Source organism: Massilia cellulosiltytica, assembly GCF_047325105.1.
GTDB lineage: Bacteria > Pseudomonadota > Gammaproteobacteria > Burkholderiales > Burkholderiaceae_D > Telluria > Telluria orientalis.
The window spans coordinates 1,565,501-1,587,064 of record NZ_CP168562.1; the positions used below are offsets into that span (position 1 = coordinate 1,565,501).

General features: G+C 66.7%; 25 protein-coding genes. 18 read left to right on the forward strand and 7 right to left on the reverse strand.

All coding sequences use genetic code 11. The features are described 5' to 3' along the window. The first annotated feature begins 3 nt into the window (after positions 1 to 3). The 5 genes from ACEN9H_RS06885 (at position 4) to ACEN9H_RS06905 (ending at position 4,974) form a co-directional block, all read left to right on the forward strand. Positions 4 to 1,083, forward strand: a complete 1,080-nt coding sequence (locus ACEN9H_RS06885; RefSeq protein WP_056132388.1) for an HlyD family secretion protein — start codon at positions 4 to 6, stop codon at positions 1,081 to 1,083. Further along, complete coding sequence (locus ACEN9H_RS06890; RefSeq protein ID WP_056330402.1) at positions 1,080 to 2,450, forward strand: efflux transporter outer membrane subunit; 1,371 nt, start codon at positions 1,080 to 1,082, stop codon at positions 2,448 to 2,450. Before ACEN9H_RS06885 ends, ACEN9H_RS06890 begins: the two co-directional genes overlap by 4 nt. A 21-nt stretch (positions 2,451 to 2,471) precedes the next feature. After that, on the forward strand, positions 2,472 to 3,086 hold the full coding sequence (locus ACEN9H_RS06895) for an NADPH-dependent FMN reductase (protein WP_056330398.1): 615 nt from the start codon (positions 2,472 to 2,474) through the stop codon (positions 3,084 to 3,086). Between the two features lie 31 nt (positions 3,087 to 3,117). Further along, on the forward strand, positions 3,118 to 3,723 hold the full coding sequence (locus tag ACEN9H_RS06900) for a tRNA-uridine aminocarboxypropyltransferase (protein WP_056330394.1): 606 nt from the start codon (positions 3,118 to 3,120) through the stop codon (positions 3,721 to 3,723). A gap of 99 nt (positions 3,724 to 3,822) precedes the next feature. Continuing rightward, entirely contained in the window at positions 3,823 to 4,974 is a 1,152-nt protein-coding gene (locus ACEN9H_RS06905; RefSeq protein ID WP_056132578.1) for a PA0069 family radical SAM protein, read from the forward strand. Here ACEN9H_RS06905 and ACEN9H_RS06910 read toward each other — a convergent pair. Beyond that, a complete protein-coding gene (locus tag ACEN9H_RS06910) occupies positions 4,971 to 5,525 on the reverse strand; it encodes a GNAT family N-acetyltransferase (protein ID WP_056330390.1) in 555 nt (184 codons plus the stop codon). The genes ACEN9H_RS06905 and ACEN9H_RS06910 overlap by 4 nt on opposite strands. A gap of 85 nt (positions 5,526 to 5,610) precedes the next feature. Between ACEN9H_RS06910 and ACEN9H_RS06915 the strand changes: the two genes are divergently transcribed. Next, positions 5,611 to 6,156, forward strand: a complete 546-nt coding sequence (locus ACEN9H_RS06915) for an AAA family ATPase (protein ID WP_056330387.1) — start codon at positions 5,611 to 5,613, stop codon at positions 6,154 to 6,156. Here the strand turns inward: ACEN9H_RS06915 and ACEN9H_RS06920 are convergent. Next, entirely contained in the window at positions 6,153 to 7,487 is a 1,335-nt protein-coding gene (locus ACEN9H_RS06920; RefSeq protein WP_056132405.1) for a deoxyguanosinetriphosphate triphosphohydrolase, read from the reverse strand. The genes ACEN9H_RS06915 and ACEN9H_RS06920 overlap by 4 nt on opposite strands. Before the next feature lie 116 nt (positions 7,488 to 7,603). Here ACEN9H_RS06920 and ACEN9H_RS06925 point away from each other — a divergent pair, with 116 nt between their 5' ends. Continuing rightward, positions 7,604 to 8,296: a PadR family transcriptional regulator gene (locus tag ACEN9H_RS06925; RefSeq protein ID WP_413674216.1), complete on the forward strand. Its 693-nt coding sequence runs from the start codon at positions 7,604 to 7,606 to the stop codon at positions 8,294 to 8,296. A 3-nt stretch (positions 8,297 to 8,299) separates the two neighbouring features. Here the strand turns inward: ACEN9H_RS06925 and ACEN9H_RS06930 are convergent, their stop codons facing one another. Continuing rightward, positions 8,300 to 9,502 (reverse strand): acyltransferase family protein, encoded by a 1,203-nt coding sequence (locus ACEN9H_RS06930; protein WP_413674217.1) that lies wholly within the window; start codon positions 9,500 to 9,502, stop codon positions 8,300 to 8,302. A 95-nt stretch (positions 9,503 to 9,597) separates the two neighbouring features. Between ACEN9H_RS06930 and ACEN9H_RS06935 the strand changes: the two genes are divergently transcribed. Next, positions 9,598 to 10,167, forward strand: coding sequence for an RNA 2'-phosphotransferase (locus ACEN9H_RS06935; protein ID WP_200949053.1), 570 nt, complete (start codon positions 9,598 to 9,600; stop codon positions 10,165 to 10,167). 8 nt (positions 10,168 to 10,175) lie between these two features. Here ACEN9H_RS06935 and ACEN9H_RS06940 read toward each other — a convergent pair whose 3' ends face one another. The 3 genes from ACEN9H_RS06940 to ACEN9H_RS06950 form a co-directional block, all read right to left on the reverse strand. Beyond that, positions 10,176 to 10,712 carry an ankyrin repeat domain-containing protein gene (locus tag ACEN9H_RS06940; RefSeq protein WP_413674218.1) on the reverse strand — a complete coding sequence of 179 codons (537 nt, stop codon included), beginning with the start codon at positions 10,710 to 10,712 and terminating at the stop codon, positions 10,176 to 10,178. A gap of 81 nt (positions 10,713 to 10,793) precedes the next feature. Further along, the gene (locus ACEN9H_RS06945) at positions 10,794 to 11,366 is read right to left on the reverse strand and encodes a gamma-glutamylcyclotransferase (protein ID WP_056132412.1); all 573 of its coding nucleotides are present in this window, start codon (positions 11,364 to 11,366) and stop codon (positions 10,794 to 10,796) included. 56 nt (positions 11,367 to 11,422) lie between these two features. Beyond that, positions 11,423 to 12,421 (reverse strand): LysR family transcriptional regulator, encoded by a 999-nt coding sequence (locus tag ACEN9H_RS06950; protein ID WP_056132415.1) that lies wholly within the window; start codon positions 12,419 to 12,421, stop codon positions 11,423 to 11,425. Positions 12,422 to 12,516: 95 nt separating this feature from the next. Between ACEN9H_RS06950 and ACEN9H_RS06955 the strand changes: the two genes are divergently transcribed. Further along, positions 12,517 to 13,542 (forward strand): fumarylacetoacetate hydrolase family protein, encoded by a 1,026-nt coding sequence (locus tag ACEN9H_RS06955; RefSeq protein WP_160410011.1) that lies wholly within the window; start codon positions 12,517 to 12,519, stop codon positions 13,540 to 13,542. Next, the gene (gene maiA, locus ACEN9H_RS06960; RefSeq protein WP_160410012.1) at positions 13,539 to 14,183 is read left to right on the forward strand and encodes a maleylacetoacetate isomerase; all 645 of its coding nucleotides are present in this window, start codon (positions 13,539 to 13,541) and stop codon (positions 14,181 to 14,183) included. Before ACEN9H_RS06955 ends, maiA begins: the two co-directional genes overlap by 4 nt. A gap of 31 nt (positions 14,184 to 14,214) precedes the next feature. Here maiA and ACEN9H_RS06965 read toward each other — a convergent pair whose 3' ends face one another. Further along, a complete protein-coding gene (locus ACEN9H_RS06965) occupies positions 14,215 to 14,673 on the reverse strand; it encodes a CBS domain-containing protein (RefSeq protein WP_056132425.1) in 459 nt (152 codons plus the stop codon). A 153-nt stretch (positions 14,674 to 14,826) separates the two neighbouring features. Here ACEN9H_RS06965 and ACEN9H_RS06970 point away from each other — a divergent pair, with 153 nt between their 5' ends. The 8 genes from ACEN9H_RS06970 to fdx all read left to right on the forward strand — a co-directional run bounded on the left by ACEN9H_RS06970 (position 14,827) and on the right by fdx (position 21,563). After that, positions 14,827 to 15,588 carry a uracil-DNA glycosylase gene (locus tag ACEN9H_RS06970; protein WP_056132428.1) on the forward strand — a complete coding sequence of 254 codons (762 nt, stop codon included), beginning with the start codon at positions 14,827 to 14,829 and terminating at the stop codon, positions 15,586 to 15,588. Between the two features lie 376 nt (positions 15,589 to 15,964). Further along, positions 15,965 to 16,462: a Fe-S cluster assembly transcriptional regulator IscR gene (gene iscR / locus ACEN9H_RS06975; protein ID WP_056136955.1), complete on the forward strand. Its 498-nt coding sequence runs from the start codon at positions 15,965 to 15,967 to the stop codon at positions 16,460 to 16,462. Then, on the forward strand, positions 16,462 to 17,718 hold the full coding sequence (locus ACEN9H_RS06980) for an IscS subfamily cysteine desulfurase (RefSeq protein WP_056136957.1): 1,257 nt from the start codon (positions 16,462 to 16,464) through the stop codon (positions 17,716 to 17,718). Before iscR ends, ACEN9H_RS06980 begins: the two co-directional genes overlap by 1 nt. Before the next feature lie 31 nt (positions 17,719 to 17,749). After that, positions 17,750 to 18,142 (forward strand): Fe-S cluster assembly scaffold IscU, encoded by a 393-nt coding sequence (gene iscU / locus ACEN9H_RS06985; protein ID WP_025511909.1) that lies wholly within the window; start codon positions 17,750 to 17,752, stop codon positions 18,140 to 18,142. A 27-nt stretch (positions 18,143 to 18,169) separates the two neighbouring features. Continuing rightward, positions 18,170 to 18,493 carry an iron-sulfur cluster assembly protein IscA gene (gene iscA, locus ACEN9H_RS06990; protein WP_056136961.1) on the forward strand — a complete coding sequence of 108 codons (324 nt, stop codon included), beginning with the start codon at positions 18,170 to 18,172 and terminating at the stop codon, positions 18,491 to 18,493. Between the two features lie 16 nt (positions 18,494 to 18,509). Next, a complete protein-coding gene (gene hscB / locus ACEN9H_RS06995; protein WP_056136963.1) occupies positions 18,510 to 19,025 on the forward strand; it encodes a Fe-S protein assembly co-chaperone HscB in 516 nt (171 codons plus the stop codon). A 91-nt stretch (positions 19,026 to 19,116) separates the two neighbouring features. Next, positions 19,117 to 21,021 (forward strand): Fe-S protein assembly chaperone HscA, encoded by a 1,905-nt coding sequence (gene hscA, locus ACEN9H_RS07000; protein ID WP_371762922.1) that lies wholly within the window; start codon positions 19,117 to 19,119, stop codon positions 21,019 to 21,021. Between the two features lie 203 nt (positions 21,022 to 21,224). Continuing rightward, positions 21,225 to 21,563: an ISC system 2Fe-2S type ferredoxin gene (gene fdx, locus ACEN9H_RS07005; RefSeq protein WP_056136967.1), complete on the forward strand. Its 339-nt coding sequence runs from the start codon at positions 21,225 to 21,227 to the stop codon at positions 21,561 to 21,563. Position 21,564: the final 1 nt, after the last annotated feature.

A 21,564-nucleotide genomic window follows, 5' to 3' on the forward strand; every position in this document is an offset into this window, starting at 1 on the left:
ACCATGCCGGAAACGACCACAACCCAACAAACATCGAACCGCCGCGTCATCGTGAGCGGCCTGCTGTTCGCGTTCATCGCCCTGATCGGCGTCCTGATCGTGCTGTATGCCTGGAACCTGCCGCCGTTCCACAGCGCGCTGCAGACGACGGAGAACGCGCTCGTGCGGGGCCAGGTGACGATCATCAGTCCGCAACTGTCCGGTTACATCGTCGAAGTGGACGTGCAGGATTACCAGGTGGTCCACCAGGGCCAGCTGCTGATGCGCATCGACGACCGCATCTACCAGCAGAGACTGGACCAGGCCAAGGCCCAGCTGGCGACGACACGCGCGGCACTCGCGAACTTCGCGCAAAGCCGCGGCACGGCCAGCGCCACCATCCAGCAGAACCAGGCCGCGGTCGCCAACGCGGCCGCCCAGGCGCAGCGCGCGAATGCCGACCTGAGACGTGTGGAAGAACTGGCGGCCGACGGTTCGCTGTCCGCGCGCGAACGCGACGCCGCCCGCGCTACCCGCGCGCAGACCGTCGCCGCGGCCGAGCAGGCGCGGGCGGCCCTCGAGATCTCGCGCCAGAACCTGCGCACCGTCGACGTCAACCGTGCGTCGCTGGAGGCGGCCGTCGCGAATGCGGAGGCGGCCGTGCGGCTGGCCGAGATCGATTTGTCCAATACCCGCATCACGGCGCCGCGCGACGGCCAGTTGGGGCAGGTGAGCGTACGCCTCGGCGCGTTCGTCAACGCGGGCGCGCAGCTGACGGCGCTCGTGCCGCAGACGATGTGGGTCGTCGCCAACATGAAGGAGACGCAGATGGCCGATGTCCGGCTGGGCCAGCCCGTTACGTTCACCGTCGACGCGCTCAACCACGCCAGGCTGCGCGGCCACGTCGAGCAGATTTCGCCGGCGACCGGGTCCGAGTTTTCCGTGATCGTGCCGGACAATGCGACGGGTAACTTCGTCAAGATCGCCCAGCGGATTCCGGTCCGCATCAGCATCGACCCGAACCAGGCACTGGCGGCGCGGCTACGGCCCGGGATGTCGGTGGTGGCGAGCATCGACACGAAAGCGAAAGGACAGGCCCGATGAAGCGCCGCCTGATGCTGGGCGCCTGCGCCGCGCTGCTGGCCGGCTGCCGCATTCCCGTGCAGCCGCCGCCGCAGACGACCCTCGTCGTGCCGCCCGCGTGGCGGGGCCAGGTCGGGCCGGGTGCGCCCGTCGAGCGGGACTGGTGGCGCGCGTTCGCCGATCCCGCGCTGGACCGGCTCGTCGCGCAGGCGCTGGACCGCAACAACGACGTGCGCACGGCGCAGGCGCGGCTGCAGGAATACCGGGCGCGCGTCCAGGTGGCGCGCGCGGCCGAGGCGCCGACCTTGTCCGTCGGCTTCACGCCCACGCGGGCGCGCGTGATCGGGCCGTTCGGCACGCCGATCGATACGACGTCCATCCAGGGCGCATTCCAGGCCGCCTACGAGCTCGATCCGTTCGGCCGCACGGCCAGCCTGACGGAAGCGTCGCGCCTCGACTACGCCGCGCAGCAGGCGGCGGCGGAGGCGACGGCGCTGTCGGTCGCGGCGAACACGGCATCCGGCTACCTGAACCTGCGCGGCCTCGACGCCCAGCTGGAACTCGCGCGCGCCACCCTGGCGTCGCGCCAGCGCTCGCTGGACCTGGCGCGGCGCCAGTTCGAGGTCGGCTACAGCTCGCGCCTGGAATTGTCGCAGGCCGAGGCCGAGTACCGCGCCACGGCCGCCGTCGTGCCGCAGCTGGAGCGGGCGATCGCGCAGCAGGAAAATGCCCTCGACATCCTCGCCGGCGCCAATCCCGGCCCGGTCGGACGGGGCACCGCACTGGTTCGCCTGAATGCGCCCGCGATCCAGCCCGGGCTGCCGTCCGAACTGCTGCGCCGGCGGCCCGACATCGCCTCGGCCGAACGCGCGCTCGCCGCGGCCGACGCGAGCCTCGCGGCCGCGCGCGACCAGATGCTGCCGTCGTTGCGCCTGACGGCGTCGCTGGGCGCGTACGCGAACGATTTGCCGACGTTGCTGTCATCCCCGACGAGGCTGTGGAGCGTGGGCGGCAGCGTGCTGGCGCCGCTGTTCGACGCGGGCCGGCTGCGCGCCCAGGCCGAGATCAGCGCCTCGCTGCGCGACCGCGCCGTGTTCGCGTACGAAGCCGCGGTGCGCAATGCGTTCGCCGACACGGAGAATGCCTTGACGGCCGTGCAGCGCCTGCGCGAGCAGCTGCACGAGGCGGAGGCGCGCCGGGTGGCCACCAGCGAGGTGCTGAGGATTGCCCACAACCGCTACCGCAACGGCTATTCGTCGTACCTGGAAGAGCTGGACGCCCAGCGCAACGCCTTCGCCGCGGAGAACGCCGCGCTGCAGCTGCGCGCCGCCTGGCTGCAGGCGCACGTCGACCTGTACCGCGCGCTGGGCGGGGGCTGGCATCAATAACGACACCATGGAGGAGGGAACATGATCAAGATCGGGATCATCGTCGGGAGCACCCGGCCGGGCCGCAAGGCGCTGGACGTGGCGCGCTGGGTGCTGGACATCGCGGGCATGCGGGCCGACGCCGTGTTCGAGCTGGTCGACATCCAGGATTTCAACCTGCCGCTGCTGGACGAGCCGGTGCCGCCGTCGCAGGGCCGGTATACGCAGCCGCATACGCAGGCCTGGGCCGCCGCCATCGCCGGCTTCGACGGCTACGTGTTCGTCACGCCCGAGTACAACCACGGCACGTCCGGCGCGCTGAAGAACGCCATCGATTTCCTGTACAAGGAATGGAACAACAAGGCCGCCGGGTTCGTCGGCTACGGCAGCGCGGGCGGCTCGCGCGCCATCGAGAGCCTGCGCCTCGTGATGGGCGAGCTGATGGTAGCCGACGTGCGCGCGCAGGTGATGCTGTCGCTGCGCACCGACTTCGAGAATCACACGACCTTCAATCCGGCCGAGCATCACGAGCAGTCCGTGGATGCCATGCTGGACCAGGTGGTGGCGTGGAGCCGGGCGCTCAGGACGTTGCGGCCGGATGCGCCCATCACGTCGGCCGACGCGCCGCATACGGGTCAGCGCATGGGCAGCCAGTGACGGCATGGCGGCGGCGTTACAATCGCCGCCCATGACCGCTTCATCCTCTTCCACAAGGCGCGCAACGTGCGCCGCCTGCCTGCGCGCGCAGAGCGCCTGCATCTGCCACTGGGTGCGGCCGCTGTCCAGCCGCGTCGACCTGTTGATCCTGCAACATCCGCTCGAGGTGCGCAACGCCAAGAACAGTGCGCGGCTGCTGCATCTGTGCTTGCCCGGGAGCCGCCTCGAAGTGGGCGAGACGTTCCCTGATCTGCAGGCGCTGTTGTACGCGGATGGGCGCGTACCCGTGCTGCTGTATCCCGAAACGCCCGGCTTGGCGGCGCCCGTGCTCGAACCGGCGCCGCCGGAGCGGCTGCGGCTCGTCGTGCTGGACGCCACCTGGCGCAAGAGCCGCAAGATGCTCCACGTAAATCCCGAGCTGCAACGCCTGCCACGCCTGGCGCTGCACGACGTGCCCGCGTCGGCTTATCGGATTCGCAAGGCGCATGCGCCACACCAGTTGTCGACGCTGGAAGCGGCCGCGCTGGCACTTGGCCAAATGGAAAGCGACGCCGACGCATACCGGCCTCTACTACAGGCGTTTGACGGTTTTGTGCAACAACAAGCTGCTCTTTTTTTGTGCTTGAACCCATCCTGACATCGGCGTACTATACTGTATAAACATACAGTATTTAAGGAGCGCCGTGTGAATCGGGTCAACAAAGCAAACGCAAGTCGGGCGGTCAGCCAGGTGGTGTTGCCGTTCCCGCAAAAGTCCGCCGAGGTCGTGCCCATCCACGGTCCGATCAAAGGCCGTGGCGCCGTCACCAATATGCAAGGCCGGTACGAAGTGAACGGCCGCGAGCGGTTCGACGACGGCTGGACCGTGCCTGGCGTAAAGGACGAGGCACCGGCGCCCCTCAAGACGACCGTCACGGACGAGATCGCCAAATCGATCCTCAGCCGCAACACGTCGCCGGATATCCCGTTCAGCGTGTCGCTGAACCCGTACCGCGGCTGCGAGCACGGCTGCATCTACTGCTTCGCACGGCCCACACACGCCTACCTGGGCCTGTCGCCGGGTCTCGATTTCGAAAGCCGTTTGTACGCCAAGGTGAACGCGGCCGACCTGCTGCGGCGCGAGCTGGCGCGGCCGGGCTACGTCCCGGAAAACATCGCCATCGGCGTGAACACGGACGCCTATCAACCGTGCGAACGCGAACGCCGCCTCACGCGCGAGGTGCTGGAAGTGCTGGGCGAATGCAACCACCCGTACGGCCTGATCACGAAGTCGTCGCTGATCGAGCGCGACATCGACCTGATCGCGCCGATGGCCGAGAAGGGCCTTGCCTGCGCGGCGATTACCCTGACGACCCTGGACGGCGAAATCTCGCGCACGCTCGAACCGCGCGCGGCCGCGCCGGCCCGCCGCCTGCGCGCGATCCGCACCCTGACGGAAGCCGGGATCCCCGTCAGCGTGAGCGTCGCGCCGATCATCCCGTTCATCACGGAACCGGAAATCGAGCGCATCCTGGAGGCCGCGAAGGACGCCGGCGCCGTCGGCGCGCACTACACGGTGCTGCGCATGCCGTGGGAAGTGAACCCGCTGTTCCAGCAATGGCTGCACGCCCACTTCCCGGACCGCGCCCAGCGCGTGATGAACCGCATCCGCGACATGCGCGGCGGCAAGGACTACGACAGCGACTTCAGCAAACGCATGACGGGCGAGGGCATCTGGGCCGACCTGATTCGCCAGCGTTTCACGAAGGCCATCAAGCGCCTGGGCCTGGATGGCTATATGGGACGGTTCCACAAGCTGGACGGCTCGCAGTTCAAGCGGCCGCTCGTGGTGCCGAAGACGATCGTCAAGCCGACCAGCGCGGCGGCGGCGCAGATGGATCTGTTTTAAACGTTCGCCGTCGTGTCCGACGGCGTCAGCGACAGCACATGCGCCGCGACGGGGCGCCCGTGCAGGTTGAGGCGGTTGCGCGCGAGGCATTCATGCACCGCCCCGGCCTTGCGGGCAACGCCGAGGCTAGCCTGGTTGCCGTCCGCGACGACGATTTCGACCCGCGCCTGGCCCAGGTGCTCGAACGCATGACGCGACAGCGCCCGGATGGCCGCCAGAGCCGCACCTTGCCCCTGGGACGAGGTACGCACCCAGTAGCCGAGGTTACAGAAGCCGTGCAGGCGATTGAACTGGTTGAGGCCTGCCGCGCCGACGTAGTGCCGGCCGTCCGGCCCGAAAATGCCGAACTCGTGCGCGCTGCCATCGGCACGCGCGGCAGCGCAGAACGCGATCCAGGCCAGCGCATCGGCATCGTCGTAGGCGGCATGGGCCCAGGGCATCCACGGGCCGAGGCTCGCCATCGATTCGCGGACCGCGGCCGCCATCGCCGGCGCGTCGTCCGGGACGAGGGGACGCAGGAGGAAACCGTCGGCGTGGATGGGCTGTGTCATGTCAGCATGATAACCGGTCAGTTGTAGGGATGCAGGCTCTCGGCTACGATTGCGTTCTTTATATCGGCGGATCGGCAGGCGGGATATGGTGGAGCAGGGCAGTACGGTGCAGCGCGTCGTGTTCGTGGGCGCGGAATCGACGGGGAAATCGACGTTGTCCGAGCATCTGGCACATGCCTACGACACGGTCGCGGTGCCCGAGATCGGCCGCTTCATCTGGGAAGAAAAACAGGGCAAGCTGGGGCCGGACGACTACGTCGAGATCGCCGTCAGGCACCGCGCCGCCGAGGACGCGGCGATGGCGCAGGCGCGGCGCTGGCTGTTCGTCGACACGAATGCGCTGACGACACTGCTGCTGGGCATGGAGTTCCGCCAGGTCGGCGACCCGCCGCCGGCCGAGCTGCTGCGCTGCGCCGGCGAATGCCGCGCGCGCTATGCCCACACGTTCGTCTGCGCGGACGACATCCCGTACGAGGAACAGGACGTGCGCGAGAACGAGGCGTGGCGCGGGCGCATCCAGCGACTCGTGCTGAAGGATCTCGACGCCCGCCGCATCCCGTACACCGTCGTGCACGGCAGCGTGGAAGAGCGGGCACGCCAGGTGCGCCGGGTGCTCGACGGCGTCGTTTAGACGATCGTGCCCGGCAATTCGATACCGTGCAGGCGCCGGAACAGCTTCAGCGCGAAGCCGTCCGTCATGCCGGAAATATAGTCGGTCGCGCCGAGCAGGCGCGCGTACGGCGTCGTACCGCGGCTGAATTGCTGCGGGATGATTTGCGCGATCTTGCGGTCGGCCGCCGACCGCTCCGCTTCCGGCTTGACGAGCGCCGGCACGATCTTGCCCAGCAGCCCGCCGAGGATCTCGAAGCCGGCCGCTTCGATCTGCAGCACGGAAGGCGTCGCATAGATGCGCTCGCGCGACAGCGTCGCGATCGCCTTCAGCTCGGGCGCGAAGCGCGATGCGCCGGCGAGGTCTTGCTCGAAGCGGCCGTTCATGATCGCGTCGTAATGTTCGCGGAACACATCCAGCGCGGCGCCGATGAGATGGCCGATGGCGCGGGCACGCAGGTATTCCACGCGGCCCGTGTCGTCCGCGAGCTGGCGGTAGGACGGGCTCTCGGCCGCGCCGCCCGGGAAGGCGAGGGGCCACAGCAGTTGCCGCGCCTCGTCGAAGGACACGCGGCCCAGACGGTGACCGTCTTCCAGGTCGACGATGCCGTAGCAGATGTCATCCGCCGCTTCCATCACGAAGGCGAGCGGATGGCGCGTCCAGGCGCCCGGGGCCTTGCGCACGAGTCCGACCTGGGTGGCGACCCGTTCGGCCGTTGCCGCGTCGTCCGCGAAGTAGCCGAATTTCTTTTCGCTGATCCTGTCCCTGGCCGACGGCAGGTCGGACGCGCGCGGGTATTTCATGAACGCCGCGAGCACGGCATAGGTGAGCTGGAATCCGCCATGGTCGACGGCATTCTGCAGGCGCGTGACGAGGCGGAAGCCCTGGGCATTCCCTTCGAAGCGCAGGAAATCCTGGCGTTCGCGCTCGGTGAGGTCGGCCAGCCAGCGTTCCTCGTGCTCGGCGAACCATGACTGGATCGCAGCTTCGCCCGAGTGGCCGAACGGCGGGTTGCCGATGTCGTGGGCGAGGCAGGCGGCGGCCACGATGCTGCCGAAGTCCTGCGGCGCCATCGACAACGCGGGTTCGCGCTCCTTGATGAATTCGCCGCACAGCATGCCCAGCGAGCGGCCCACCGACGACACTTCGATGCTGTGCGTGAGGCGCGTGCGCACGTAATCGCTGTCCGACAGCGGGAACACCTGCGTCTTGTCCTGCAGGCGCCGGAACGCGCTCGAATACACGAGCCGGTCCCAGTCGCGCATGTATTCGGTACGGCTGCCGCCGTCGCCCCGGTCATCCTCGCGGCCCAGGCGCATCGTCGACACCAGGCAGTCCCATTCCATCGACATCAATCTCTCCATAAATTATCAGGCGGCCCAGTGTAGCGCGCTCGCGTCAATAAATGGTTGACAGTATCAACTTGGTTGTATATCTTACGATGTATCTTACGATATAAGGGGCGATCATGCCACACCACCATCCACATCATCATCATCATCATCACCATCACCTTCATCACGACCACGGACACGCAGGGTTCGCGCCGCACCACCGGCATGGTCCCGGCGGTCCCGGCGGTCCCGGCGGCCACCATGGCCGGGGCCGCGGTCCGGGCGGCTTTGGCTTTTCCGACGACGGCGGGCTGCCGCGCGGACGCAAGCTGTCGTCGGACGACCTGCAATTGCTGCTGCTGGCCCTCATCGCCGAACAGCCGAGCCATGGCTACGAGCTCATCCGGGCCTTGGAAGCCCGCTCGGGCGGCTTCTACGTACCGAGCCCCGGCATGATGTATCCGGCACTCGCCGCGATGGAAGACCTGGGCTGGGTGACCATCGAGCTCGAAGGCACGCGCAAGCGTTATGCGTTGTCCGACGACGGCCGCGCCCATCTGGACGCGAACCGCGAACACGTCGACATGCTGCTCGCCCGGCTGCAGGAGGCCGCGCGCAAGATGGAATTGATGCGCAGCGCGCTCGCCGAAGGAGAAGAGGGGCCGGGCGGACGCGGTGCGTTCAGCGCCGAGTTGCACGACGCACGCCACGCACTCAAGCGGGCACTGGCCTCGCGGGCGGGCGCGTCCGCCGAGGAGCAGCAGCGCATCGCCGCCGTCCTGGCGCGCGCCGCCGCCGAGATCGAGCAGGGCGGCGCAGCCGGCTGAAGCTCAGCCCGCGAGTGCGTCGGGCAGCCGGCGGGCCATGCCTCGACGCATTCGCAGTCCCGGACGCTCGACCGCCACGTACAGCAGCGCCGCCACGGCCAGCGACGCCCCGTTGTACAGCACGAACGCGGTGAACGGTGCGTTGGCCGCCACATCGCCCGCCACGCCATCGAGCCACGCAACCACCTGGCGATGCGTCAGGTACAGGCTGAACGCGAGTCGGGCGAGCACTCGGATGCCCTGCAGCGCCCGGCATCCGAGCGGCGTACGCGGACTCAGTGCACCGAGCAGTAGGCAGGCGCAGCCGAGGGCCACGAGCGGATAGAGAAAAGCGGCACCGCCACGGCCAAGCACATCGACCCGCGTGGCCGCGACAAGCAGCGCCAGGCCCGCGCCGAGTAGCACCCATCCGTGCGACAGCACGCGCGTCCACCAGGCTGGACGGAACGCGCGCAAGGCAGCCAGCAGGACACCGGCCAGCAACCCGTCGACCCGCGTCCATGTCGGGCTGTAGATCCTGCCGACGTAGCCCGCGACCGCGCGCGCTGCGTCTCCGCCCGGCGCGAGATGCGGCGCGATCGCATGCCGCCATTCCCAGTCGCGCAACAGCATCCCGGCACCGAACAGCAGGGCGGCACCGGCGCTTGTCGCGAGCACGCCCGGCATCCGTCCGCGACGCGCCAGCAGCCATGCAGCCAGCGGGAACAGCAGGTAGAAATGCTCCTCGACGCACAGCGACCAGGCGTGTGAATACGCCCGCTGCGTGAGGTGGTCGGGCAAGACGTTCATGGTGAAGGTGAGGAATTGCCAGGCGGGCGGCATCGTCCCGGCCTCGCACCATGCCGGCAGCGCGAGATACAGCGCCAGCACCGCAAGGTAGGCCGGCAGGATGCGCAACGCCCGGCCCGCGACGAAGCCCGCCCAGTCCGGCGTGCGGCCGGCCGCCAGGTCGCGCAGCACGGGCCACCCGATCAGGTAGCCGCTGAGCACGAAGAACAGGTCGACACCCATCCAGCCATGCCGCCCGGGGCCCGAGACGTCGATGCCGTGGCTGGACAGGTGGTACAACATGACGACGCCGATGGCGATGGCGCGCAGCAGATCGAGGCCGGGCGCGCGGGGCGACGGCGAAGGCGACGGCGACGGCGAAGTCGGAACGGGTGATGGATGCATGGCGCGCAAGTCTACCCGAGCGCAAGGCGTCAAGACTCGGCAATCATCACCGCGTCTCGGCGAGTGCGTTGGCGGTCGCGACCCGCCTGTCGTATGCTGGCGCCGATTCCATTTCTCCTGTTCACATCATGTCCCGCGATACGATCGTCGACACCAGCAAACTACTGAGCTACGTGCTGCGCCATCGCCCGGACAGCATCGGCCTTCAGCTCGATACCAACGGCTGGGCCGATGTCGACGCGCTGCTGCAGCGTCTGGCCGAACATGGCAAGCCGGTCGCGCGCGAACTGCTCGACCGCGTCGTCGCGAACAACGACAAGCAGCGTTTCGCGTTCGATGCCACCCGTACCCGCATCCGCGCCAGCCAGGGACACTCGATCCAGGTCGACCTGGCCCTGCAGCCGGCGCAACCGCCGGACGTGCTGTACCACGGCACGGCGAGCCGCTTCCTGAAGTCGATCCTCGCGTCGGGCCTGCGCGCCGGCAACCGCCAGCACGTGCATCTGTCGGGCGACGTCGGCACCGCTCGCCGCGTCGGTGCACGCTACGGCTTTCCCGTCATCCTGCGCGTCGACACGGCCCGCATGCGCGCGGATGGCGCCGTGTTCTACCGCTCGGACAACGGCGTCTGGCTGACTGGTCCCGTGGCGCCGCGCTACCTGCGCGTGCTGGATGGGAACAGTCGCAACGGCGATTGAGAAGCGGCTCAGCGCTCGTCGGTCGCGGCAGCCAGCAGTTCGGCCGTGTCGCCCGCACCCATCCTGCGCGCCGCGTCGAGGATCGCATTGCCGTCCGCGTCCGGGCGGAACGGGTCGGCGCCGCGCGCCAGCAGCAGGCGGACGATGTCCCCGCGGTTGAACATGGCGGCGAACATCAGCGCCGTCTTGCCGTTCGGGCCCGCGTGGTCGACCGCCGCGCCGTGGTCCAGCAGCAGGGTCGCGATCGCCAGGTCCCCCTTGAAGGCGGCGCCGGCCAGCGGGGTCTGGCCGGCGTCGTTCATGAGTTCCGGATCGGCGCCATGCTCCAGCAGTACCCGGGCCGCGTCCGCATGGCCGTGGTAGCAGGCCAGCATCAGGAGGCTGTCGCCGCGTTCGTTGCGCAGGTTGGGCGGCAGGCCCTGGCCCAGCAGCGTCGCGAGTTCGGCGGCCTCGCCGGCGCGCGCGAAGTGGAAGACCTTGCGCACGAAGGCCAGCGTGTCTTCGTCGAGTTCGCTGGCCGATGGCGGATGAGGCGGTGGTTGCATCGTGGTCTCCTGTGCGTGAAAGCTCGACAGGATTAGAACATAAAGCCCCCGCGCGCACGGCAGCGCCGGATTCGCGCGATATCAAACCCGGCGTTGGAACTCTTCCAGGTGCCGTTCGATCTCAAACACATGCGGGTCGGGCTTGCCGAGTGCGCGCAGGGCCTTGGCCAGTTCCAGCAGGTATTCGCTGTTCGGTCCGCTCGGGCCGCGCGCGGTGGCGATTTGTAGCGCAATGTCGCGCTCACTCGCCGGACCGAGGTACGCGGCGTTTTCGTGCGTGGCGATGTAGACGAGGCCTTCGGTGGCGCTCCCATCCTCGAAGCGGATGTCGGTCGCCAGGCGCAGGTAGCCGTTCTTCTCGCGGTAGTCGAGGTGCGCGAATTCCTCGGGCGTGACGAGGTAGGCCATGCCGTGGCACGTCGCGTCCGGGTCCGGCACCAGGGTCACGACCCGGCCCGGCGCCGTCTCGGTGCCGCGGTGGTCGTGCGAGCCTTGCCAGAAGCGCCGCGTCCATCCCGTGATGCTCGCGGGGCGCCGTTCGATGTAGGGGAAGTCGGCCTTGAAGATGAGGGAGCCGTAGCCGAACAGCCAGACGCTGGCGTGGTTGTCGAACCTGCCCATGCGCTGGTTGATCGCGATGGTGTTATGGGACATCGATGAAAGGAGGTTGCGTGGAGGAAGCTGCATTCTAGCGCGGCCGTTCGGCGGCGTCAGGCGCGTGGCCGCAATGCGCCCGCGGGATTGTGGGCCGCGCCGACCCAGTCGAACAGGAACGCGATGAAGGCGGCCGCGGCCGGCGACAGCGACCGCTGTTCGCGTGTGTAGACGAAGAAGCGGCGCGTCAGCACGGGCGCGTCGAGCGGCAGCATGCGCAGGCCGTGCAGGCGCACGAGCGGCGCGGCGTAAGGCATGCAGACGGTGACGCCGAGGCCGGATGCCACCATGGCCAGCGCGGTGGTCATGTACGTGACTTCGTGGGCCGGCCGCAGCGTCGGCTCGTGCAGCGTGCCCGTGCTGCCGGCTGTCGATTCGGCGGCGCCGCCGTTGCCGCTGCCGTTGCCGCTGCCGCTGCTGCGGCCACGGCCCATGTCCGCCAGCAGCCGCTCCGTGAACTGGCCGCGCAGGGTGATCAGCGGATGCGTGGCCAGGTCGCTCCAGCCGAGCCGGCGGCGCTTCGCCAGCGCATGATCGGTCGGCAGCACCGCTTCGAACGGCATCTCCATCAGCTCGCGTGCTTCCAGCTGCGGGGCGTTGTCGCGTTCGGGGCCGATGCCGAAGTCCGTCTCGCCGGACAGCACGCGCGTCGTGACGGCCTCGACCGGCGAATCGGACAGGCTGATGCGGATGTCCGGGTAGCGCGTGCGCCACGCGGCGATCACCTGCGGGAGCAGGGTGCAGGCCATCAACTGGGGCACGGCCACGCGCACGATGCCCTTCCTGAGTTGCGCCTGGTCCGCAATGTTCGCAAGCGCACGGTCGAGATCGTCGATCATCTGGCTGAATAGGGGGTACAGCTCGTTCCCTGTTTCGGTCAAGGCGATACGCCGCGTGCTGCGGTCGACGACGCGGACGCCGAGCGTCTGTTCCAGCTCCTTGATCAAACCGGACAAGGCCGATTGTGTAACGTGCATGTACTGTGCGGCAAGCGTAAAGTTACCGGTCTTCGCCAGGGCAACAAGGGCGCGCATCTGGCGCAGGGTAGGATTCATCAGAAAATCCGATAAATAGGACGGAAAATATTGTTTGTATGATAGTCCGTTTTAATTTTTAATGGCGGAAACACTTAATCGTTGAAGGAAACGCCATGAAACTCGCTACCCTGAAGTCGGGCGGCCGCGACGGTACGCTCGTCGTCGTCAGCCGGGACCTGGTCACGTGCCAAGCCGTCCCCAGGATCGCCCGCACCCTGCAGCAGGCGCTGGACGACTGGGACCATGTCGCGCCGACGCTGCGCCAAGTCTATGAGCAACTGAATGCCGGCAAGGCCACCGAGGCGGAATCCTTCATCGAGGAATCATGCGCGTCGCCGCTGCCGCGTGCCTACCAGTGGGCCGACGGCTCCGCCTACATCAACCATGTGGAACTCGTGCGCAAGGCGCGCGGCGTGCAGGTGCCGCCGTCGTTCTATACCGATCCGCTGATGTACCAGGGCGGTTCGGATTCCTTCGTCGGCCCGTGCGATCCGATCGCCGTGCTGTCCGAGGAGTGGGGCGTCGACCTTGAGGCGGAAGTCGCGGTCGTGACCGGCGACGTGCCGATGGGGGCCAACGTGGAGCAGGCGGCCCGGGCCATCCGCCTCGTCATGCTGGTCAACGACGTCTCCCTGCGCAATCTGATACCGAAAGAGCTGGAAAAAGGCTTCGGCTTCTTCCAGTCCAAGCCGGCCAGTGCGTTCTCCCCGGTGGCCGTGACACCGGACGAGCTCGGCGATGCCTGGCGCGACAGCAAGCTGCACCTTCCGCTGCTAGTGACGTTGAACGACGAGCCGTTCGGCCGTCCCAACGCGGGCGACGACATGACGTTCAGCTTCGCGCAACTGGTCGCGCACGCCGCGAAGACGCGTGAGCTGGCAGCCGGTTCCATCATCGGCTCGGGCACGGTGTCGAACAAGCAGGGCAGCCTGCATGGATCGAGCATCGCCAACGGCGGCGTGGGCTATTGCTGCCTGGCGGAGCTGCGTATGTACGAGACGATCGAACAGGGCGCGCCCGGCACGCCTTTCCTGCGCTTCGGCGATACTGTCCGTATCGAGATGCTCGATGCCGACGGCGCCAGCGTGTTCGGCGCCATCGCCCAGGAGGTAGCACACTATCACGGGAGGAAGGAATGAAGCTCTATACCTATTTCCGCAGTTCGGCCGCATACCGGGTGCGTATCGCGCTCAACCTGAAGGGGCTGAAGTACGACGCGGTCCCGGTGCACCTTTTGCGTGGCGGCGGCGAGCAGCTGCAAGAGAACTACGTCAAGATGAATCCCAGCGGTCTCGTCCCCACCTTCCAGGACGACTACATCACGCTGACGCAGTCGATGGCCATCCTCGAATACCTCGAGGATGAATACCCGCAAGTCCCGCTGCTGCCGAAGGATGCTTCCGGCCGCGCGCGCGTGCGCGAGCTCGCGCAGATTATTGGCTGCGACATCCATCCTGTAAACAATCTGCGCGTGCTCCGCTACCTCGTCAAGGACCTCGGCCTGTCGGAAGAGATCAAGACGCAGTGGTACCGCCACTGGCTCGTGGGCGGCCTCGAGGTGCTGGAGAAGCATCTGGCACGCGACCCGAGCGCGGGCCCGCTGTGCCACGGCTACCTGCCGACAATCGCCGACTGCTTCCTCGTGCCCCAGGTGTTCAATGCGCAGCGCCACGGCATCGACATTACTGTCTATCCGAACATCGCGCGCATCAATGCCGCGTGCGTCGAATTGCCCGCCTTCGTGGCGGCGCATCCGTCCAACCAGCCGGACGCCGAGTAAAGCGACCGGCAGATTGACGACGCGGCGCTGCTCAGTGCCGCGTCTGCGAGCCGAAAGTCGAGCGATCCGGCTCGGCCGGCGTCGAGATCTCTTCCAGCGTGTGATCGATGCCGGCCGAATGCTTGGCCGCCATGTCGCCAAGGGAAACGATGCCGATCACTTCCTGCGATTGCTCGTCGACGACGGGTACGCGGCGGATCTGCACGTCGCCCATCTGGCCCAGCACCTCGTCCACCGTCTGGTTCGGCGCGCAGGTGCGCACGTCGGTGCTCATCACGTCGCCCACGCGTGTCTGGCCCGGCGCCTGGCCGGCCGCCGTCGAGCGGACCGTGATGTCGCGGTCGGTGATCATGCCGACGAGCTTCTGGCCGTCCAGCACGGGGATCGAGCCCACATTCAATTCATCCATCATCTGCGCGGCGCGCTGCACGGTGTCCTGCGGCGAAATGCTTTGCACGTCGCGGGTCATCACATCCTGAATGGTCTGCATTTGAACTTCCTCCTGATGTTCACACGGCGATGCATGATGCACGCTTTCGCGAAGATCGGACGCTACGTTGACTCGCGGAACAGTCCGTGAATACGGGGCTTGTGCGAAGCCGGCTCGGCTACAATCTGCGGCTCTTTGACTCGCAACGACACCATGCCTATTCCCGCGCCCATCCTCGAAGCCTTGCAGCGCGCCGACGCCTCGTGGCGCCCCCATCTGGTCACCGGTCTCGACGCGATGATGCGCGCGACGCCGGACTACCTGCCGGACCTCGCCAGCGATCAATACCTGCCGACCGGCGGCCGCCTGTTCGCGGCGTTCGCATTGCCGCTGCCCGACGTGCGCTACGTGCTCGTGGGGGAGGGCCCGTATCCGCGCGAGGAGAGCGCGACCGGCGTGTGCTTCATGGACGGTGCCGTCGGACCATTGTGGTCGGAGACAGGCCTGTCGAAGCCCGTCAACCGCGCGACGTCGCTGCGCAACTTCATGAAGATGCTGCTCGTGGCCGAGGGCCGGCTGAGCGAGGACGACACGGGCGGCGCGGCATTGGCCCCGGTCGCGAAGGCGGCGCAAACGGATGGCTCGATCCAGACCCTGGCCGAGCTGCAGGACAACCTGCTTGGCCACGGGTTCCTGTTATTGAACGCTGCCCTGGTGTTCCGCAAGCACGTGCCCCCGGTCCAGGAAGCGCGTGCGTGGGTACCGTTCCAACGCGCCGTGTTTGCCGCGCTGGCGGAACGGGCCGACAAGCCGACGCTGGTCCTGTGGGGCAAGATCGCGGAGCAGTTGAACAAGGTGCCGGAGACGGCCGGCCTGCCGCAGATCCACGCCGAGCACCCGTACAACCTGTCGTTCATCCGCCACGAAGGCATGCAGAAACTGTTCGGGCCGATGCATTTGCTGCACCGCCGTTAAATTCGGGGTCAGAGCACATTTTTGCGCAATTGATCCAATGCTGTTCGACCGGCTGAGGGCAGGAGGGGGCGGCAACGATCTCCAGGCAGCTGCCATGCCGTCCGCTGACCGAAGCGCCAATGCCCGGTGCGAAACTTGGCAGGAAGCCATTGCCAAAAAAAGGGCTCTGACCCCGAATTGTCGAGGCGTTTGCTGCACCGCGGCTAAAAAAGAGGGGGCCAAGCAAAGGCTGGCGAAATACGCTATACTTGACTAAATCGATCAACTAATCAGGTTTTTCTCAACGTCCCGAGGGACGGATGAAAGCAGACGAGAGCCTGGGCGGTTGAAGAGAAGCAAGATTTTAACACTGTCTGGAAAACCAACCGGGGTTCTGATGCGTCTGACCACCAAAGGCCGTTTTGCTGTTACCGCGATGATCGACCTCGCCCTGCGCCAGGGCAATGGTCCGGTCACGCTGTCGGGCATCAGCCAGCGCCAGGCCATTTCGCTGTCGTACCTGGAGCAATTGTTCGGCAAGCTGCGCCGGCACGAGATCGTCGAGTCGGTGCGCGGCCCGGGCGGCGGCTACAGCCTCGCGCGCAGCGCCGACAAGGTGACCGTCGCGGACATCATCATCGCCGTCGACGAGCCGATCGATGCGACCCAGTGCGGCGGCAAGGAAAACTGTCACGGCGCCGATGCCGCCAGCGGCACCCGCTGCATGACCCACGAACTGTGGGCCACGCTGAACGCGAAGATGGTCGATTTCCTCGACTCGGTGACCTTGCAGGATCTCGTCGACCAGCAGAAGCAGAAAGAACAGAACGTCGTGGTGATGCATCGCCACGCGCCGTCGGACAATACTGAAGCTAAGCATATTGGAGTGAACTGATGAACGCGCCCTTGGACAAAAAAATCGAGCAGAGCTTCGTGACTGCGCCGCATTTCCCGATCTACATGGATTATTCGGCCACGACGCCGATCGATCCGCGCGTGGCGGACAAGATGATTCCGTACCTGCGCGAGCAGTTCGGCAATCCGGCGTCGCGCAGCCACGCTTACGGCTGGAGCGCCGAGGCGGCCGTCGAAGAGGCGCGCGCGCAAGTCGCAGCGCTCGTCGGCGCCGATCCGCGCGAGATCATCTGGACCTCGGGCGCGACCGAATCGAACAACCTCGCGATCAAGGGCGCGGCGCAGTTCTACAAGTCCAAGGGCAAGCACATCATCACGGTGAAGACCGAGCACAAGGCCGTGCTGGACACCGTCCGCGAACTGGAACGCCAGGGCTTCGAGGCAACTTACCTGGAGCCGCAGGACAATGGCCTGATCACGCTGGAGCAGCTGGAAGCGGCGATGCGTCCGGACACGATCCTCGTCTCCGTGATGCTCGTGAATAACGAGATCGGCGTGGTCCAGCCGATCAAGGAAATCGGCGAACTGTGCCGCAAGAAGGGCATCATCTTCCACAGCGACGCGGCGCAGGCCACCGGCAAGGTCGAGATCAACCTGGAAGAGCTGAAGGTCGACCTGATGAGCTTCAGCGCGCACAAGACCTACGGTCCGAAAGGCATCGGCGCCCTGTACGTGCGCCGCAAGCCGCGCGTGCGCCTGGAAGCGCAGATGCACGGTGGCGGCCACGAGCGCGGCCTGCGTTCGGGCACGCTGGCTCCGCACCAGATCGTCGGCATGGGCGAAGCGTTCCGCATCGCGCAGGAAGAGATGGACACCGAACTCGCGCGCATCAAGGCGCTGCGCGACCGCCTGGCCAAGGGCCTGCTGGAGATCGAAGAGGTCTACATCAACGGCGACATGGAACACCGCGTCCCGCACAACCTGAACGTGTCGTTCAACTTCGTCGAAGGCGAATCGCTGATCATGGCCGTCAAGGACATCGCCGTGTCGTCGGGTTCGGCCTGCACCTCGGCGTCGCTGGAACCGTCGTACGTGCTGCGCGCCCTGGGCCGCAGCGACGAGCTGGCGCACAGCTCGATCCGCTTCACCATCGGCCGCTTCACGACCGAGGAAGACATCGACTTCGCCATCAAGCTGCTGAAGGAAAAAGTCGGCAAGCTGCGCGAACTGTCGCCGCTGTGGGAAATGCACAAGGATGGCATTGACCTGAACTCGATCCAGTGGGCAGCCCACTAATTCACCGAACAGAACACCAAGGAGCACTACCATGGCATATTCCGACAAGGTCCTGGACCACTACGAAAACCCGCGCAACGTCGGCTCGTTCGACAAGAATTCCGACGACGTCGGCACCGGCATGGTCGGCGCACCGGCCTGCGGCGACGTGATGAAGCTGCAGATCAAGGTGAACGAAGCCGGCGTGATCGAAGACGCGAAATTCAAGACGTACGGCTGCGGTTCGGCGATCGCATCGAGCTCGCTCGTGACCGAATGGGTCAAGGGCAAGTCGCTGGACGAAGCCCTGTCCATCAAGAACACGCAGATCGCCGAAGAACTGGCGCTGCCGCCGGTGAAGATCCACTGCTCGATCCTGGCCGAAGACGCCATCAAGGCGGCCGTCGCCGACTACAAGACCAAGCACGCGACCGAAAAAGCGTAACGTCGTAACCCCAAGCTGGAGAGTGAAATGGCTGTGACCCTGACCGAAAAAGCCGCAAAGCACATCAACCGTTACCTCGAACGCCGGGGCAAGGGCGTGGGCCTGCGTTTCGGCGTGCGCACGACCGGCTGCTCCGGCCTGGCCTACAAGCTGGAATACGTCGACGAAGCCAGTGCCGAAGATACGGTCTTCGAATCGCATGGCGTGAAGGTCTTCGTCGATCCGAAGAGCCTGGCGTACATCGACGGCACCGAGCTCGATTTCGCCCGCGAAGGCCTGAACGAAGGCTTCCGCTTCAACAACCCGAACGTCAAGGACAATTGCGGTTGCGGCGAAAGCTTCCGCGTCTGACCGGGAGCGCCGGAACGTGCAAAACCATTTCGAGCTGTTCCAGCTGCCGGCCAGGTTCGACGTCGACATGGACGCGCTGGACGCGGCCTACCGCGAAGTCCAGGGCCGCGTCCATCCGGACCGCTTCGTGAACGCGAGCGACGCGGAAAAACGCGTCGCGATGCAATGGGCTACGCGTGCCAACGAGGCCTACCAGACCCTGCGCAACCCGATGCTGCGCGCGCGCTACCTGTGCGAGCTGAATGGCGTCGACCTGCAGACCGAGTCGAACACCGCGATGCCGATGGACTTCCTGATGGAGCAGATGGAGCTGCGCGAAGCGCTGTCCGACGCGCGCGACGCGAAGGATGCCGGCGCGCTCGACGAGCTCGATGCGCGCATCCGCGGCGAGCGCAAGCAGCGCCTGGCGCAGGTCGGCAAGCTGCTCGACGCCGGGGACTACCAGCAGGCGGCGCAGGGCGTGCGGGCGCTGATGTTCCTCGATAAATTCGGCGACGAATTGCATTACGCGTTCGAGGCATTAGAGTCGTAGGGCTCTCCGGGCCCACGCGTAACGCCAACATGCGCGAACGTTACGCAACGCGCCGCGAACGTATCCAATAATAAAACCAGGTAACACGACCATGGCACTATTGCAGATCTCCGAACCCGGCATGTCGACCGCGCCGCACCAGCACCGGCTGGCGGTGGGCATCGACCTGGGCACCACCAATTCCCTCGTCGCGACCGTGCGCCATTCGATCCCGGAAGTGCTGACCGACGAGGACGGCCGCTCGCTGCTGCCATCGATCGTGCGCTACCTCCCGAACGGCCACGCCAATATCGGCTACAAGGCCATGGCGGCCCGCACCACCGATCCGAAGAACACCGTCGTCTCCGTCAAGCGCTTCATGGGCCGCGGCCTGAAGGACATCGCGCACGTCGAGAACCTGCCGTATGACTTTGTCGATGGTGGCCGCGAAGGCGGTCACGGGATGGTCCAGCTGAAGACCGTGGCCGGCGTGAAGTCGCCGGTGGAGGTCTCCGCGCAGATCCTGGCCACGTTGCGCCAGACCGCGGAAGACGCGCTCGGCGACGAACTGGTCGGCGCGGTGATCACGGTACCGGCATACTTCGACGACGCGCAGCGCCAGGCGACGAAGGACGCGGCCCAGCTGGCCGGCCTGAACGTGCTGCGCCTGCTGTCCGAGCCGACGGCCGCCGCCATCGCGTATGGTCTCGACCACGGCAAGGAAGGCGTGTTCGCCGTGTACGATCTGGGCGGCGGCACGTTCGACATCTCGATCCTCAAGCTGTCGAAAGGCGTGTTCGAAGTGCTGTCCACGGGCGGCGATTCCGCGCTCGGCGGCGACGACTTCGACCAGCGCCTGTTCTGCTACATCACCCAGCAGGCCGGCCTCGCGCCGCTGTCCGACGTCGACACCGCCACGCTGATGGTCAAGGCGCGCCAGGCCAAGGAACTGCTGTCGACGAACGAAGAGACGACCGTCGAGGCGATCCTGAAATCGGGCGAAGTCGTGCAGGTGACGATCACCGCGAAGACCTTCGCCGAGATCACGCAGCCGCTCGTCGCGAAGACGATGAACGCCGTGCGCAAGGCGATGCGCGACGCGAACGTGTCCGTGGAAGACGTCGATGGCGTCGTGCTCGTCGGCGGCGCCACGCGCATGCCGCACATCCGCCGCGCCGTCGGCGATTTCTTCAAGACGATCCCGCACGCGAACATCGACCCGGACAAGGTCGTCGCGCTGGGCGCCGCCATCCAGGCGAACCTCCTCGCGGGCAACCGCGCGGCCGGCGACGACTGGCTGCTGCTGGACGTGATCCCGCTGTCGCTCGGCATCGAGACGATGGGCGGCCTGGTCGAGAAGATCATCCCGCGCAACTCGACGATCCCGTGCGCCCGCGCGCAGGAATTCACGACCTTCAAGGATGGCCAGACGGCGCTGGCCGTGCACGTGGTGCAGGGCGAGCGCGAGCTCGTGTCCGACTGCCGTTCGCTGGCGCGCTTCGAGCTGCGCGGCATTCCGCCGATGGCGGCCGGCGCGGCGCGCATCCGCGTCACGTACCAGGTCGACGCGGACGGGCTGCTGTCCGTGTCGGCGCGCGAGACGCGCTCCGGCGTGGAAGCGTCGATCACCGTGAAGCCGTCGTACGGCCTCGGCGACGACGAAGTCGCGCGCATGCTGCAGGACTCGTACAACTCGGCGCAAGTGGACATGGTCGCGCGCGCGCTGCGCGAAGAACAGGTCGAGGCCGAGCGCATCCTGCTGGCGACGCAGTCCGCGCTGGATGCCGACACCGAGCTGCTCGACGAAGAAGAGCAGGGCGCGATCGCGCGACTGATGCAGGGCGTGCGCGACGCGACGGCGCGCTCGAACGATACGTCCATCGACGCGGACTCGCGCCAGAACGTGCTGCACGACGCCGTGCAGGCACTGGCGCGCGGCACCGAGGAATTCGCCGCGCGGCGCATGGACAAGAGCGTGCGCAAGGTATTGGCAGGTAAAGCGCTCGATCAGGTGTAACAGTAGAACATCGTCGTTCCCGGACTGGCCGTCCGCCTTGACGGGAACCCAAGCTGAGCATCAGGAATCGCAACGTGTGCGGTATCGCGGGTGCACCGACTTCGGTAACTCAACTTGGGTCCCCGCCTGCGCGGGGACGACGGTTTTGGGGACGCGGGCCACGGTCGGCAACCCGGGAATAAACAAACACAAGAGGTCAAGAAGTGCCACAAATCGTCATCCTCCCCCATCCCGTCTTCTGCCCCGAAGGCGCCGTGCTCGAAGGCCAGAGCGGCAAGTCGATCTGCGACACGCTGCTCGAGAACGACATCGAGATCGAACACGCCTGCGACCGCGTGTGCGCATGCACGACGTGCCACGTGGTCGTGCGCGAAGGCTTCGATTCGCTGAACGAGCAGGAGGAAAAGGAAGAGGACATGCTCGACAAGGCCTGGGGCCTCGAGCCGAACTCGCGCCTGTCCTGCCAGGCCATCATCGCCGACGAAGACCTCGTCGTCGAGATCCCGAAGTACACGATCAACCACGCAGCCGAGAACCACTGAT